13 protein-coding genes are annotated in these 15,800 nt (G+C 60.2%); 8 read left to right on the top strand and 5 right to left on the bottom strand.

Translation table 11 applies throughout. The features are described from left to right. Positions 1-142: 142 nt before the first annotated feature. Positions 143-1,960 carry a DUF4153 domain-containing protein gene (locus GGD40_RS31640; protein WP_179746282.1) on the top strand — a complete coding sequence of 606 codons (1,818 nt, stop codon included), beginning with the start codon at positions 143-145 and terminating at the stop codon, positions 1,958-1,960. Positions 1,961-2,026: 66 nt separating this feature from the next. Here the strand turns inward: GGD40_RS31640 and GGD40_RS31635 are convergent, their stop codons facing one another. Next, positions 2,027-3,265: an ammonium transporter gene (locus GGD40_RS31635; protein WP_218901368.1), complete on the bottom strand. Its 1,239-nt coding sequence runs from the start codon at positions 3,263-3,265 to the stop codon at positions 2,027-2,029. Positions 3,266-3,634: 369 nt separating this feature from the next. On the opposite strand from GGD40_RS31635, the gene GGD40_RS31630 reads away from it, so the two are divergent. From GGD40_RS31630 to GGD40_RS31620, 3 genes are all read left to right on the top strand, one after another. Beyond that, positions 3,635-4,207 carry a cupin domain-containing protein gene (locus GGD40_RS31630; RefSeq protein ID WP_179746281.1) on the top strand — a complete coding sequence of 191 codons (573 nt, stop codon included), beginning with the start codon at positions 3,635-3,637 and terminating at the stop codon, positions 4,205-4,207. A gap of 93 nt (positions 4,208-4,300) precedes the next feature. Then, positions 4,301-4,942 (top strand): glutathione S-transferase family protein, encoded by a 642-nt coding sequence (locus GGD40_RS31625; protein ID WP_373565383.1) that lies wholly within the window; start codon positions 4,301-4,303, stop codon positions 4,940-4,942. Positions 4,943-5,261: 319 nt separating this feature from the next. Continuing rightward, positions 5,262-5,615, top strand: a complete 354-nt coding sequence (locus GGD40_RS31620; protein ID WP_179746280.1) for a BON domain-containing protein — start codon at positions 5,262-5,264, stop codon at positions 5,613-5,615. A 116-nt stretch (positions 5,616-5,731) separates the two neighbouring features. Here GGD40_RS31620 and GGD40_RS31615 read toward each other — a convergent pair whose 3' ends face one another. Beyond that, positions 5,732-6,337 (bottom strand): TetR/AcrR family transcriptional regulator, encoded by a 606-nt coding sequence (locus GGD40_RS31615; protein WP_179746279.1) that lies wholly within the window; start codon positions 6,335-6,337, stop codon positions 5,732-5,734. Positions 6,338-6,468: 131 nt separating this feature from the next. Between GGD40_RS31615 and GGD40_RS31610 the strand changes: the two genes are divergently transcribed. Together GGD40_RS31610 and GGD40_RS31605 are read left to right on the top strand one after the other, a co-directional pair. Then, positions 6,469-7,392 carry an NAD-dependent epimerase/dehydratase family protein gene (locus GGD40_RS31610; RefSeq protein WP_179746278.1) on the top strand — a complete coding sequence of 308 codons (924 nt, stop codon included), beginning with the start codon at positions 6,469-6,471 and terminating at the stop codon, positions 7,390-7,392. Continuing rightward, positions 7,389-7,739: a DoxX family protein gene (locus GGD40_RS31605; RefSeq protein ID WP_257030638.1), complete on the top strand. Its 351-nt coding sequence runs from the start codon at positions 7,389-7,391 to the stop codon at positions 7,737-7,739. Before GGD40_RS31610 ends, GGD40_RS31605 begins: the two co-directional genes overlap by 4 nt. Before the next feature lie 137 nt (positions 7,740-7,876). Here GGD40_RS31605 and hpnH read toward each other — a convergent pair whose 3' ends face one another. Beyond that, on the bottom strand, positions 7,877-9,433 hold the full coding sequence (gene hpnH / locus GGD40_RS31600) for an adenosyl-hopene transferase HpnH (protein ID WP_218901366.1): 1,557 nt from the start codon (positions 9,431-9,433) through the stop codon (positions 7,877-7,879). Positions 9,434-10,445: 1,012 nt separating this feature from the next. Between hpnH and valS the strand changes: the two genes are divergently transcribed. After that, positions 10,446-13,025: a valine--tRNA ligase gene (valS, locus tag GGD40_RS31595; RefSeq protein ID WP_179746277.1), complete on the top strand. Its 2,580-nt coding sequence runs from the start codon at positions 10,446-10,448 to the stop codon at positions 13,023-13,025. A 139-nt stretch (positions 13,026-13,164) separates the two neighbouring features. Here the strand turns inward: valS and GGD40_RS31590 are convergent, their stop codons facing one another. Beyond that, on the bottom strand, positions 13,165-13,731 hold the full coding sequence (locus GGD40_RS31590; protein ID WP_179747114.1) for a CDP-alcohol phosphatidyltransferase family protein: 567 nt from the start codon (positions 13,729-13,731) through the stop codon (positions 13,165-13,167). Positions 13,732-13,949: 218 nt separating this feature from the next. On the opposite strand from GGD40_RS31590, the gene GGD40_RS31585 reads away from it, so the two are divergent. Next, positions 13,950-14,906, top strand: a complete 957-nt coding sequence (locus GGD40_RS31585; RefSeq protein WP_179746276.1) for a phosphotransferase family protein — start codon at positions 13,950-13,952, stop codon at positions 14,904-14,906. A 69-nt stretch (positions 14,907-14,975) separates the two neighbouring features. On the opposite strand, the gene GGD40_RS31580 is transcribed toward GGD40_RS31585, so the two are convergent. Then, positions 14,976-15,737, bottom strand: coding sequence for an SDR family oxidoreductase (locus GGD40_RS31580; protein ID WP_179746275.1), 762 nt, complete (start codon positions 15,735-15,737; stop codon positions 14,976-14,978). Between the last annotated feature and the right edge of the window lie 63 nt (positions 15,738-15,800).

Below are 15,800 nucleotides of genomic sequence, written 5' to 3'. Positions count from 1 at the left end.
CCAGGCCGGCATCAAGCCGGCTTCTCTTTACCTCCTCGATCAATGCCTATAATGACCTCGCACTCGAATAAGGCGTTCGCGCACAAGGTCATCAGACCGGCGCAACCGTAAAAGAAAACAGACTCGGGAATGAGGGGTAAAGATGCAAGATAACCAGCGGGGGACACTGCAAGCGGCTCCAGGTCGAGAGCTTTTCGTGCCGCGACTCCTTATCGGCATTTTCCAGGGATTAGTACTGTATCTGCTCATGAACGCTGCGCACAATCGCAGCGGCATCGCAACGATCCCGCTTCTGTTCTTCCCGCTGCTTCTCGTTACGCTCTTCACTCCGCCGGCGTTTATCCTCGGCCTGCAACAAATTCGGCGTGCTCGGCTCGTGTTGTGGCTCGCCGTGTTCGCCGCAGTTGTCGCGATCCTTGGCTATCACGACGCGTGGCGATCGGCAGGCGTCGAGCTGGTCGGCATGCAGCCGTACGGCCGCACCGGAGGCTCGCTGCCGTCAATGACAGTGACCTTCCATAGCGGCATGATTGTATTCATCGCTTATTGCCTCGTGCTCACCGGCGAGACCGCGAGGTCGTGGTTTGCTCCGTACGAGTCTTACTTCGAATTCAGCTGGAAACTCGGGCTTCAGGTTTGCCTGTCCGGATTGTTCGTCTGTGCGCTCTTTCTGGTGCTCTGGCTGGGCGCCGCGCTCTTCCTGTTGCTGAAGCTGCATTTTCTCGAGCGACTGCTGCGCGAATCGTGGTTCAACATTCCCGTCAGCGCGATGGCGTTCGCGTCGGCGCTGCACATTACCGATGTGCGGCCGGACATCATTCGCGGCTCGCGTACGCTTGTTCTGTCGCTGCTCTCGTGGCTGCTGCTGGTCCTTGTGGTCATCGTCGGCGGATTCCTCGCGTCCCTGCCGTTCACCGGGCTCGGATTGTTATGGGCCACGCGATCCGCCACCTGGATCCTGCTCGGCGTCGCGGCGTTGAAAATCGTCCTCGTCAACGTTGTTTTCAAGGGTGGCCCAGGGTCCAATCCCGCACCGCGCGTGCTGCGCGTCTGCATGAGAATCGCGTGTCTGATGCTTCCGGTGCTCGTGGTACTGGCAACTTACGCACTCGCGCTGCGTATCGACCAGTATGGACTCACGCCGCCGCGCATTCTGGCCTGTGCAGGAACGTTCGTGGCTTACTTCTACGCGATCGGCTATGCATGGGCGGCGTTTTCTCGCGACGACACGCTCGCCAGAATCGCGCCCGTGAATGTAATCACGGCGTGGATATCGGTCGCTGTTCTCATTGCTGTATTCACGCCGTTGGCGGACCCGGCACGTCTGTCAGTCGACAGCCAGATCGACCGTCTCCTCGCGAACAAGATCGCGGCCGAGAAATTCGATTACGACTTCTTGCGGTACCGATCGACGAGATACGGCGTGCAGGCGCTCGTGCGCCTGCAAGGGGAGACAAATACACCGAATGCCGCGACCATTCGTGAACTGAGCACGCAGGCCGCACGTCAGCCTGCTCGAAGCACGTTGGGCGTAGCCCAACCGGATGCCGCGACGCTCGCCCTTACCATCGTGTCACGTACGCCGGGGCAGTCGGTTCCCGCGTCATTTCTCTCGACGGACTGGGGGCGGGTCACGCGAAAGTGGATGCTCCCAACCTGCCTGAACTTTGGCGCGATAAAGTGTGACGCTTACCTCGTCGACCTGACCGGCGATCATAAAACCAATGTCGTGCTCTTCCAGAACGGCGGAAATATTGGATTCGTGTTCGACCAGGCCAGCGACGGAGGTTGGGCGTTGCTGGGCAAGTTCTCGATTGCTCCGGACTGCGCCGCGTTTCGCGATGCGTTGGCGAAGGGGACGTTTCAGCTCGTTGAACCGCGACTGCGAGACATTCAAGTCAACGGTCAACGCGTCGAAGTAGAGACGACGCCGACGCTTGGTGCAGCCTGCTCGAGATAGCAGGTCCTGGCGTACACAGGTTACCTCTCGAGCAAGCGGCAGTCGTCTCTCCGTTTCGGCGGAACGTCAGTCGAGATAGGCGGCTTCGCCGTGCAACTCGGTATCGAGTCCGCGCTCCTCGGCTGCGGCATGGACCTTGACCGGCGTCGCGCGATCGATCAACCACAGCATGGCCCAGGTAAACACGAACGCCCAGACACCGGATACGACTACCGCCACGCACTGTTTAAAGAAGAAATCGACGCCGCCGAGCAAGAGTCCGTCGGCACCGTTCGGATTCCACGCCTTCGATGCGAATACCCCGAGCATGATCGTGCCGATCAAGCCGCCGACGCCGTGCACGCCCCACACGTCGAGCGCGTCGTCGAGGCCGAGCCGGTTTTTCAGGGCGACGGCGTAATAGCAGACCAGTCCCGCGATAATCCCGATGATCGACGCTGTGCCGAGCGACACATAGCCGGCTGCGGGCGTGATCGTCGCAAGACCCGCCACCGAGCCGGTCAGCAAGCCGATGAACTTCGGTTGCCGGGCGTTCAGCCATTCGATCACCAACCAGGTGACGGCGGCAAACGACGCGGCGACGTCGGTATTAAGAAACGACGAGGCCGTAATGGCGTCGACGCGAAGTTCGGAGCCGGCGTTGAATCCGTACCAGCCGAACCACAGGAGGCCCGTGCCCAATGCAATGAGCGGTACGTTATGGGGTTTGTGCGTCATCACGTGGCGGCGGCCCACGTAGAGCACTGAAGCCAGCGCGGCGAAACCGGCGGTGTTGTGCACCACGATACCGCCCGCATAGTCGAGAACGCCCCACTTCGCGAACAGGCCATCCGGACTCCAGACCATGTGCACGAACGGAAAGTACACGAGCACGAGCCAGCCGGTGAGGAACAGGAAATAGGCCTTGAAAGTTACACGGTTGGTAAATGCGCCGGTGATCAGCGCGGGTGTGATGATGGCGAACATCATCTGATAGGCAACGTGAACCACGAGCGGAATACCGGCGTCGTTGCCCGTGTACATTGTCTGCAAGGTAATGCCGCGCAGGAAGGCGTAGTGAGTCGGGTCGCCGATGATGCCGTGCCAGCTCGGACCGAAACACATGGAGTAGCCGAACGCAAACCAGAGCACGGTAGTCCATGCGAGCGAGATGAAGCTCTGCATCATGATCGACAGCACGTTCTTGCGTTCAACCAGACCGCCGTAGAAGAACGCAAGCCCTGGCGTCATCAACATGACCAGGCTCGCGCAGAGCAACATGAATGCAGTATTGCCGACGTTGATCGGCATCGTTCCGGAAAGCACTGATCGTCTCCTTGATTGTCATTGCGATGGCGGACCGGACAATCGTGTTGGACCGTATCGTGGGTCGCCACTGCACTTTTCGCCGCGACGCTGATCGTTCGCCATCGGGTTCTAGCGGCTGCCGAAAAATATTCCCGCACGAGTCGAGGCGCAATACACGCGAGCGATATAGTGAGATTCGCGGGATCGTTATGGCGACCGCCAGGCAAGACGCCGAGCGATAAGCGGGCGGGTAAACGACGAGCCGGAGATTACTTCGGATAAAGCTTGTTGAAAGGCTCTATTTGAGGACTCGTAAGGCAAAAGAATGGATCGCGACGCTTGTCGTGTCTGTCGTGTCCGAACCTGATATCAATGACGGAGATGAAAATGGGAGAAGAGTCTGGGTGTCCGTTGACGCCACCGCTTGTCGTCAACGTCGCCGACGTTAAGGAAATCGAGCAAATGGAAGGCGATCACTGGGGAGGCGCATGGAAGCCCCTAACGCCGGCTCTCGACGCGAGCCCGGGGCGTCTCGGCGCCAACCTGTCACGCGTGCCACCGGGCAGGACGGCGTGCCCTTTTCACACGCATGCACGAGAGGACGAGGTGTTCTTCGTGCTGTCCGGTCGAGGCATCTTCCGCCACGGCGATACCGTGCAGGAAATCCGGACGGGCGACTGCATTTCTTGCCCGGCGGGCACCGGCGTCGCTCACCAATTGGCGAATCCATTCGACGAGGACCTTGTCTACTTCGCGGTCGGTTTGAATGATCCGCATGAGGTCTGCACCTATCCGGACAGCGGCAAGGTGATGATCCGCAGCCTGAAGACCGTCGGCCGATTGACGGAGGCGCCGTATATGGACGGAGAACCGGACAGGCCGAAAGTACTGGATCTGGCGCAATCGTTCGTTGCGGGGTGGGAAAGAGCGGAGGCGGAGAGGGTTAGTGGATATCTATAGAATCGCTGTCAGGCAATGTCGAACGCTCGTGGGACGATTGCGTGACAGCGAACTATCGTATCCTCGCGTTTCATTCGCGACGGGGGCAATCCTGTGCCGATAACCGAAGAAGTGAAACTATACGGAGCCGCGTGGAGTGTCTATACGCGGATTGCCCGGCTTGCACTGGAAGAGAAGCGAGTCAATTACGGCTTGATAGAGATAGATGTATTCGCCGAGACCGGTGTTCCGCAAGAGTATTTGAAGCGCCACCCGTTTGGCCGCATTCCAGCTTTCGAGCATGGCGATTTCCGTCTCTACGAGACGGCGGCGATTGTCCACTACGTCGACGAGGCTTTCCCCGGATGCGCGCTCCTACCGGCAGATCCGAAAGCCCGCGCGAGGGCAAACCAGATCGTTGGGATACTCGACGCCTATGCGTATCGAACGCTCGTTTGGGAAATATACGTCGAAAGCGTCGTTTCGATTCGTGAAGGCCGACTCGCGGATGAACAGAAGATCGCCGCGGCGCTGCCGCGTGCCGCCGTATGTTTGTCGGAATTGACCCGGCTGTCCGATGACAGTGAGTTCCTGATCGGCAATAGCGTAACCGTGGCCGACCTGTACGCCGCTCCAATCTTCGCCTGCTTCACCCAGGCGTTTGAAGCTGTTTCGTTAATGGAAGGATGCGAAAAACTGAACCGCTGGTGGCAACGATTCGCCATCCGCGACAGCATGTACCGAACACAGGCATGACCCGACAAGTGTGAAGCGGTCCAGATGCCGCAAAAAAACCCATTGCTATCGACCTCACGCCATGAGCGAAGAGCGCATGCCTTCAGCGCGGTTCTCAATCCGGCCGCGTGGCCGCTTAACATAGTGACCTAACCCGCTACGTACTCAAGGTGTTCTTTCATAAGCGACACGCCGGTTCGCCAGCGCACGGCTGGATGCGTGAACAGATGGTTTCTGCGTTGAGCGCATTACCGAACGCGGCAAGAACAAGCTGACCGAAAGGCAAAGAACGCCTACCTGATCGTGAGCGTCTTTCCAACGCGCCTATGCCCAGGTTGTGATGGATGCGGCTGATTCTTTAGACGAGAGAAATCGGTTCCGGCACGCCTTCTGGCACACCACAATTCAGACCGTGGGGAACGACAGCCGGGACACCGGACGGGCTGTTCATGCCAATCATTGCACTGTGTTCATAGGCAGTGTTCTGTCGAGAGCAGTTCGGCAAGCGCTGGCTCGGGCGCCCGGTTTCAATGTAGCGGGTGTGTTTGTCCGTGCTCGCGACGGCGCGGTCTTCCTGAGCGGGACGGTGCATAGCGCCGATCAGATCCGCCAGGCCGAGCAAATTGCGCGAACCGTCCCGGGCGTACTGGTCGTGTCGAACAAGCTGACCTTGTGGCACGGCGGGAACGGCTAAGCGCCCCCGTTGCGGTGCGCAGTCGTCGCGCGGCGGATGACGGTTGCAGTTCCTGCTTCCCACGCTACATGCTATTGCGCCGCCCATGCGGTGGCTCGACATCTATGCGGCGATCGTTAGCGAAGCGCAGCCGCCACCGCCTCGTCAATTTGCAGCGCAAAGCGCGCTTCAACATCGGGCACCGTGAAGCCAATCGACAGTTCCAGATACGCGTCACCTAGCACCAACTGAACGAATGTCGCTGCCCGCAATGCAGCAGTCGATTCATCAAATTGCTTTCGCAGAATTTTAGCGGCGAAGGCGCGCACGACCTTTGCACCGTTTTCGTAAAACACCTGACCGAGTTCCGGAAGACGCTCGGCCTCAGCAACGATGGCCCGGTAAAGCCGCAGGTAATCCGGCACGATAAGGCTTTGTGCCAACACCCATCCCAACTCGCGCAGCTCGACTTCGGGTGACTCGTCGGATCGCTCGCCCTGAGCGCTGACAAGCACGCCCCCCACCTGAGCGCACATCGAGCTCACCAGACCAACGAAGAGCGCCTCCTTCGACTTGAAGTGGCGGTAGACCGTCTGCTTGCCGACGCCAGCGGCCGCGGCGACATCGTCCATCGTTGCGAGGCCGAAACCCTGGCGTAAGAAAACGGTTTTCGCACCGTCGAGGATGGCGGACCGCTTACGGCGTTGCAGCGGGCTCAGGTCTGGGAGAGAGGACGTGTTCATCCCCCGATAAATAACAGATCGCCGGGCAGTTGACAAGACTGGCCAGTCTCGTTTAGATTTGCGGAAACGAGACTCATGAGTCTCGTTCTTATGACTTATCGACTTCGCAGACACTCATCGAGGAAAACGCTATGGAACTGTTCATGACAGGTGGCACGGGCTACATCGGGCAAGCGGTCGCGCGCAAGGCAATCGGCCTCGGCCATCAGGTGACGGCGCTGGTGCGTCAGGAGCGCTCGGCGGCCGCCAGCGCGCTGGCACGTCTCGGCGTGAAACTGCATGGTGGCGACTTGCGTGAGCCACAGTCTTTCGCGGCGGTTGCCGGTGCCGCTGATGGCGTGGTGCACGCCGCCTCGACCAACGACGCCTCGGCCGCTACTGCCGACAAGGCCGCCGTTGAGGCGATGCTGTCGCATTTGCGTCCGGGCGCGGCGTTTGTCTATACGTCGGGCACGTGGGTCTACGGCAATACGGAAGGCGAATGCGCGACTGAAGCAACGGCGCTGAACCCGACACCGCTAGTTGCCTGGCGGCCGGCCGTGGAGCAACACGTGCTGGCGCTCGCAGCACGCCGCTCGATTGCCGCGGTGGTTCTCAGGCCGGCGATGGTGCACGGCTACGGTGGTGGTGTCTTCGGCATGCTTGCCGGTATGGCCCGTCAGGCCGGCAGTGTGAGAGTCGTCGGCGATGGTCGCAACCACTGGCCTGCCGTGCACGTCGACGATCTCGCCACGGCCTATCTGAGCGCGGTGGAACGGGCGGCAAGCGGAGACGCTCGAGTCACGGGACAGATCTTCAACGTAGTTTCGGAAGATGCCGTTGCCGTCGCCGAAATGGGCGAAGCGATTCGGGTCTCAGTCGGTGCCGATCGCGTCGAATTCTGGCCGCTCGACGATGCTCGCCAATCCTTTGGGCCATTTGCCGACGCACTGGCGCTCGACCAGACGGTAAGCGGCCAGCAAGCTCGGCGAGTTCTTTCCTGGGAACCTGTCGGCCCTGGCCTGATTGCGGACCTCTCGGTACAGACGCACTTTCAGCAAGGCAACGGAGCATGACGATGGCATTAAACACTGCATCTTTCGGCTCGATTCTCGCGACGATCCTAGCGGTTCTGTTCGCGGTGGCTGGGGTGGTCAATCTCGCGGGACGCGGCGCGGTGAAGCGCGATTTCGCACGCTGGGGTTACCCGGCATGGTTTCATTTGCTCTGTGGCACTCTCGAACTGTTGAGTGCGGCGCTTCTCGCTGGACAACAAACCCGAGTCTTAGGCCTGGCGTTGGCCGGCGCGATCATGGTCGGCGCGCTTTTCACGTTGGTGCGAAATCGGGAACCGTTCCGGCATCTCGCCCCGGCGCTGCTCTTCTCGGCGCTCGTGGTGGTGACTGTGGCGGTCCGTGGTTGAAGCTCGGTTCCCACTACGCGAGTGAACCCGGGGCGCTAAGCCTGGAATCCACATTGCCCACCCGCCTTCGACAGGATTGGGGCTCGCAAGACGCCAGCCGGGCATTCGTTTGAATTCCGGCTGGCCGTCCGTACCGATTAGTCGCCCAGATATTCCGGCTCGATCTGGATGTTCTTCTCCCCGGCAGCTTTCTTCTCCCAGTATCGCTTGACCCAATTCTCGAAGGTCTTGCCGGCGGCCGTGTCCTTGCCCGTGAACGTAATGGAGCCGATTTGCGCGTACGGGATGGTTTCCTTGGTCTGCTTGCCGGTCGGAATGATCCGCACGAAGCAGTCCTTGAAGGCCGCGCCGTACTGGCGGTCGTACAGATAGCCCGCGACAGCCGAGCCGTCCTTGCGGGTGATCGTGACGTCGCCACGGTAGTCGAAGGCCTTTTCCATCGCCTCGCGCACTTCCGCTTCGGTCGTCAGTTCAGGCGTCCAGCCTTCGAGTTTCTCGTGTGCCGTGCCGGGGGCGTTCTCCATCTCATCCGGAGCGATTGCCTTGACCGGTTGCGCGACGGCCTGGACTTCTTCACTCTTCGCGGCGTCGGCGCGCTGCGCCTTCGGGATGAACGTAATCGGCATTTCGTGCGTGGTTTTCTTCCAGCCGGCGAGAATCTCGGTCGCCTCGCGATCTTCATAGCGATCGAACAGCATGGCCTTGACCGTCTGGAACATGCCCTTGAACGAACCGAACGTGTAGTTCACGCCGCTCGCCTCGTAACCCGAATGCACCATGCAGTTCGCGCATTTAGGATTGCCGCTTTCGGTGCCGTATTCGGACCACTTCACGCTTTCCATCAGTTCGTCGAAGGTGTCGGCGTAGCCGTCCTGAAGCAGGTAACACGGCTTTTGCCAACCGAAGATGCTGTACGTCGGCATGCCCCACGGCGTGCAGGTCAGCTCCTTCTTGCCCATCAGGAATTCCATGAACATCGGCGACGCGTTGAAGCGCCAGCTTTTCTTCCGGTTCGACAGGATCGAGCGGAACAGCTTTTTCGAACGTGCGCGGCCGAGGAAGTGCTTCTGGTCCGGTGCCTTGTCGTACGTGTAGCCGGGCGACACCATCATGCTTTCGACGCCCGCTTCCATCATTTCGTCGAAGTGCAGGCGCACGCTGTTCGGATCGGCGCCGTCGAACAGGGTGGTATTAGTCGTGACGCGGAAACCCGCCGCCACGGCCGCACGCACGCCTTCCATCGCGATGTCATAGCCGCCTTCGCGGCACACGGCAAAATCGTGATGCTCGCGCTGGCCGTCGACGTGAACCGAGAACGACAGGTACTTGCTCGGCTTGAACAGGTGCAGGTTCTTCGCGAGCAGCAGCGCGTTCGTACACATATAGACGTACTTCTTACGCGCGACGAGGCCGGCGACGATCTCGGGCATCTGCGGATGCAAAAGCGGTTCGCCGCCCGGAATGGCGACCATCGGCGTGCCGCATTCCTCGACTGCCTTGAAGCATTGCTCCGGCGTAAGCTCCGACTTCAGGACGTGCGCCGGATATTGAATCTTCCCGCATCCCGCACACGCGAGATTGCAGCGCATCAGCGGCTCGAGCATGAGGACGAGCGGATAGCGCCGACGCCGCATCAGCTTCTGTTTCAGGACGTAGGTAGCGACCGTCCAGGCCTGCGAAATTGGGACTGCCATGTTGCAAATACTCCTCGGTAACCGGTGACTCGACGGGCAACGCGCAACGGTGGTCAGTCTAATGCCGGGGGCCCGATTGGGGGTGCGATCATGGGCCAAAGACTCTTCCGTCGCGTCAATTGTCGACTTTGGGCGCAATGATCGCACAATCTGGGCAGGGAGGTCGGCCATCGCATATTGGATCGCTCTGCATCGCCTGCCTGGCCGCGACACTCGCGGGCAAGGGCCGAGGCTATAAATGGCCGTTTCAGACGGTCAAGACCACCCCTTGTGGGCCGCATGCGGTCTGTCGTCGGACTCCGGGGGCGGCCAGAAGGCGACGTTCGACTCTTTCGACAAAAATATGAATACAAGAAACGAAAAGGAAACTGATGCTCAATATTTGTTTACCAAAAGCCTACTCAGGATCACTTTTTTCGCTGCATTAATTTGTCCGCGTCCATTTGCGCGCTGTGAATATTTTTGAATCGTCGCCAATCGACAGGATCCGTTCGGGAATCGCAAGTCCCGCAAGGCCCTCCGATACGCAGCGGTGTTGCTGGAATTCCAGGAATCGGTTATAAAAATATCTCCGGGCCACAAGCTGGAACAGTCGTTTTCTCCCATCTACCTTAGGAGGATGCTATGTCACCGTTAAACGTAACGATGCTCTGACCGCCGCAACGGCGTCCCTGTCTACCAATCGTTCCCGCCTCAAGCGCATGTGTCATTGCGCACAGCTTTATCCGACCGCCTCCGCACTATCATCAGGTCTGTTCGTCGCCGGTCTTCGTTGCTGGCTCTTCCCTCCGTCGCCCGATATGGCCGCCGCTCGCGTCATTGCACGCCGTTTCCGTTAGCCAGTTCAAATCCTGCTGACGACGGATGTGACCGCGTGCGATCCGCTCCACGTTCCTGAATATCGTTCGCCCCGTTTGCCCTTTTGACCTGCACTGCACTCGCTCGCGTTGAGGGTTGCCATGTCATTGCGCAAACGTGGACGCGTCGTTTCCCCTATCTGTTCGGACGCACCATGAAGAGCCAACCATTTTCTCCAGAATCGCCGCGGCCACCAACCCACCGTATTCCCGACAAGCCGAAACTCGAAGGGCTCGAAACGCGGTGGACCCTGCAGTGGGAAAGCCAACGCACGTACGCGTTCGATCGCCATGCCGAACGTGACGCCGTTTTTTCGATCGACACGCCGCCCCCCACTGTTTCAGGTTCGCTGCATGTCGGCCACGTGTTCAGCTATACGCATACCGACATCATCGCGCGCTTCCAGCGCATGAGGGGCAAGACGGTTTTTTATCCGATGGGTTGGGACGATAACGGCCTGCCGACGGAACGGCGTGTGGAGAACTACTACGGCGTGGTTTGTGATCCAGAAGCTGCTTACGATCAGGACTATCGCGCGTCTCATGTCGCGCCGTCCGAGCGATCATCGTTTGCCCGGATTAGCCGGCGCAACTTCCTTGAACTATGTCATCAGTTGACGAAGATCGATGAGATTGCGTTCCGCGATCTGTTCATTCGCCTCGGCATTTCAGTTGACTGGAGCCTCGCCTATGCGACGATCGACGAACGTGCGCAGCGCACCAGTCAGCGTGCGTTGCTGCGGAATCTGCAACGCGGCGAACTCTATAGCCAGCAGGCTCCGTGTCTTTGGGACGTGACATTTCAGACGGCCATTGCACAAGCCGAACTCGAAGATCGCGATATCGCGAGCGCCTATCATGATCTTCGTTTTGTCGACGCCGACGGCAGCGGCGTGATGGTGTCGACCACCCGGCCGGAATTGCTACCGTCTTGCGTCGCGCTGGTTGCGCATCCCGACGACGAGCGTTTTCGTCCATTGATCGGCGGGCGGGTCCGCTGTCCGTTATTCGGCATGGACGTGCCCGTGATGACGCATCCACTCGCCGACCCGGCCAAAGGAACGGGGCTCGCGATGATCTGCACGTTTGGCGATCTCACGGACGTGATCTGGTGGCGGGAACTGAATCTGCCGACTCGCGCCGTTATCGGCAAGGAGGGTCGCATGGAGCGCGGCGCGCCGGACTGGATTGAATGGCCGGAGGGTCGCTCGTCGTACCTGCAAATCGCAGGCTGTACCGTCGAGGAAGCACGTCGCCGGATCGTCGGGATGCTGGCAGCAAGCGGCGACCTGATCGGTTTGCCACGTCCGCTTACGCACGCCGTCAAGTTCTTCGAGAAGGGTGACCGTCCGCTTGAGATTATCGCGACGCGCCAATGGTATCTGCGCAACGGCGGCCGTGACCCGGCGCTACGCGATGAACTGCTGAGGTCAGGTGAAGCGCTTCGCTGGTATCCCGGTTTCATGGGGAGCCGCTACGCGAACTGGGTCGGCGGTCTGAACGGAGACTGGCTCATCAGCCGTCAACGGGTTTTCGGCGTGCCGATTCCCTTGTGGTATCCGCTCGATTCGCAAGGTCAGCCTGACTTTGGCGCACCAATCCGCCCGGACGAGTCGACGCTGCCGATCGACCCGCAGTCACACGTTCCACCGGGATTCGCTGAACATCAGCGGGGGCAACCCGGCGGATTCATCGGCGAAACCGACATCATGGACACGTGGGCGACAAGCTCGCTGACACCCCAGATCGCAGCGCGCTGGGAAGAGACGGACGACTGCTTCGAGCATGTGTTTCCTATGGATCTTCGCCCGCAGGGGCACGACATCATCCGGACCTGGCTGTTCTCGACTGTCGTCAGGTCGCATCTGGAAACGAAGCAGTTGCCGTGGAAAAGCGCGATGCTGTCCGGTTGGATCCTGGATCCTGACCGGAAGAAAATGGCGAAGTCGAAGGGAAACGTGGTGACGCCAACCGCGCTGCTCGACGCACACGGATCCGACGGCGTTCGCTACTGGGCGGCATTGGGACGTCCGGGCATGGACGCTGTCTTCGACGAAACGCAGATGAAGAACGGCCGGCGGCTGGCGTTGAAGCTGTTGAATGTGTCGAAGTTCGCGCTAGGCTTTGCGCGTGCTCCCGACGGCATTCTCACCGAGTCGTTAGACCGCGCCATGATTGGGCGTCTCGCGAAGATCGTCGAACTCGCTACCACGGCGCTTGCCTCGCTCGACTACAGCAAGGCAATCGAGCAAACGGAAGCCTTTTTCTGGTGGTATTGCGACGACTATGTGGAACTGGTGAAGAGCCGGGCACATGGCACAGGAAGCGGTGCGGCGTCCGCTCATCGGGCGCTCGCGGAATCCCTTTCGGTCCTCCAGAGGCTGTTCGCGCCGTTTCTACCGTTTGCTGCGGAGGAATGCTGGTCATGGTGGAACGGACTGTCTATTCATCGCGCTCCGTGGCCGGACGTCCGCTCGATCGAAGCGCTTGCCGGACCGGAGGAGACCATTGCGACGGTCGACGTTGTCTCCGATGTTTTGCGGGAGATTCGCCGCGTCAAATCGGAATCGAAGCTGTCGATGAAAGCGGGTATCGCCCGCTTAATCGTCAGCGATTCCGCGCAGCGGTTAGCGCTTTTACAATCCGTCCAGCACGACTTGTGTAGTGCCGGGCAGGTTGATCAGATCGAAATGACTGCGTCGGAGTCCTTTCAGGTCAGCGTAACCCTTGCTTAGAAAATGCACTCGGTGCCTCGCGCGGCGCTCGATGTGTAAAACGCAGGATTGAACCTCGCCGCTTATCGCTATTGCCCGTTGTCCGGGCCACCACCGGTCGGCAAAAAAAATGGCACCTTCACCCGTCAACAGGGCGCAATCAAGATTTCGGCACCCGGATACGACTGATCATCGACGAACCCGAAAGACCGAACAGCAGCGTCAACGGATGGAGCGTGCCGCCTCGCAACTGAACTTCGCCAAACCACATGTTCGAGCCGATCGCATTGAACCAAGCAGCAATCACCAACATCAGCACGAGAACAATCGACGTGGCGATAGGCGTTCCCTCGAAGTAGGATACTTTGCCGGTTTCGAGCGATAGCTCTTCCGCCGTCACGTTATAACGGGCCAGTCTCGACACGCCGCAGGCCACGAAATAGACGAGCAGGTATCGGTCGTACAGCCCTCTCATGCCGCCCCCATAACCGATGATGGCGGGCGCTACGCCGAACGAGATCACATCGGCAAGCGAGTCCAGCTCCCGTCCCAACGCCGACGACTTCTGTCGCCAGCGGGCGATTCTTCCGTCAAGAATATCGAAAACCAACGCGGCGAAAATCAGAGCCGCTGCGTAATACACGTGCAGAACGTCAGCGGTTACGATGTACGAAATGATCGAGAAAAGGGCACTCGTACCGCGGTCTCCGCAACCGAACTGGAACAGTCATGCTCACCTGCCGCCCCCACTTAACCTCACCAACAACCCCACAAACACAGCCGGAATATTTCGACGGGTTACGCCCCATGACAGCACCAACGGCACCCGCCCACCCACCTTACCTCTCCCGTTACGCCCGAAACATTCCCCAATAATCAGTCAATTGTCGCGCCCCGCCCTCGCCTGCTGTAATACGCCCCTACCAAGGCACACCGGGCGGCAAGATGGACGATCAGCCGGGCAACGACGATGCAGCGATCGCCCAATGCGTAGCAGACGTACACGGTGAACGGCCGCTGCGACTCGAGCGCCAGGCGTTCGCCCATAGCGGCAACGCGGTGTACCGCGCTCATATGCCCGGCGGTCGTTCACTGGCGGTGCGCGTCAGCCCCAAAGCGCAAACGTTTTTGCACACCGGTGCGAATCTCGCCACACTGCATGGCCTCGGCCTGCCGGTGCAGACCGTGCTCTCGCAAGGCACCACGCCCGCCGGTGGCGATTTCGTCGTGCTCGACTGGCTGCCCGGCCGCGATCTCTTCTACGTCTTCGACTCGCTCGATGCCAGGCAAACCGAACGGATTGCCGAAGCCGTGATCGAAATCCAGTGCCGGGTGGCGCAACAACTGCCGGCCACCGCGCAGGGCAGTTTCGGCTGGACCGCAATCGGCGCTCGTGCGCCCCGTGCCCGCTGGACGGAAATCTTCGACGAGCCTACGCCGATTGCATCTCACGTCGCGACACTCGCGCGCGCGGATGCCACGCCGCTCGATCGCTTCCGAGCGCGACTCGGCCTTGTGCGCGCCTCGCTCGAAGACTACTTCGACACACTGCGCCCGGTCTGCTTTCTCCACGACCTGACCATCAAGAACGTCCTGGTGGACGACAACGAACTGAGCGGACTGATCGACTTCGACTCAGTGTGCTACGGCGATCCGCTGCTCGTGCTGGGCACGACGCTCGCGCACATCGACACGCTGGTCGGGGAACGTGGCCGCCGCTACGCCGAAGCGCTGCTGCGCTGTTGGGCGCCGCAAGGCGAGCGCAGGCGCGCGACGGGCTTCTACGCGTCGCTGTGGGTTATCGGCTTTCTAGCCGCCGCGATCGAACAGGGCAACGCCGCGAGCGTGCATTTTCTCACGCCGGTTGTCGATCAACTGCTAAGGGTGGCGGAACGCGCGTGAGCACCCAAGCTCAGATGCCTGACACCGTGCGTCAATGGAAGCTCCCCACGTCGCACGTTGTCGTTGACTTCACTTGCCACCGGTGACATCGAGGAACGTGCCGGTGATAAACGAAGCCTCGGTGCTCGCCAGCCACAGAATCGCCTGCGCAACCTCTTCGGGTTGACCGCCACGTCCCATGGGGATCGAGTCTTTGACGCGATCCACCCGGCCCGGCTCTCCGCCGCTCGCATGCATCTCGGTGTAAATGTGTCCAGGGCGAATACAGTTGACGCGTATTCCATCCCGCGCGACTTCTTTGGCGAAGCCGATCGTGAATGTCTCAAGCGCGCCTTTCGACGCAGCATAGTCGACATACTCGTTTGGACTACCGAGCCGGGCCGATGCCGACGAGACGTTGATCACGACACCGCCTCGACCATGGTGACGACGCGACATCCGCTTCACCGCCTGCTGTGCACAGAGCATCGGGCCGATCGAATTGACCGCGAATATACGCTGCATTCGCGCGAATTCGAGATCCTCCAGCCGCGACTGCTGCGCAATGACCGCGGCGTTATTCACCAACACATCGATCCGGCCGAACTTCCGGTCGATCGCGGCGAATAGCTGAGCGACCTGCTCCGGATCCGCGCTGTCCGCGCGCATGGCTAAAGCGCGCCGCCCGGCGGCTTCCACATCGGCTGCCACAGCAAGGGCGGCCGATTCGTTGGAAACGAAGCTTATCGCCACATCGTAGCCCCGCGCGGCAGCAAGCCGCGCAGTCGCCGCGCCTACGCCACGAGCGCCACCGGTTATCAGAATCAACGGAGCCTGCGGAACAGCATTCATTTAGCGAACCTCCACGTGACGATGAAATAGCGATTCAGGCTGAGACTGAGCGAATGCCGGCGG

It is taken from the genome of Paraburkholderia bryophila (assembly GCF_013409255.1).
GTDB lineage: Bacteria > Pseudomonadota > Gammaproteobacteria > Burkholderiales > Burkholderiaceae > Paraburkholderia.
This window is presented reverse-complemented; position numbering and strand designations above follow the sequence as displayed.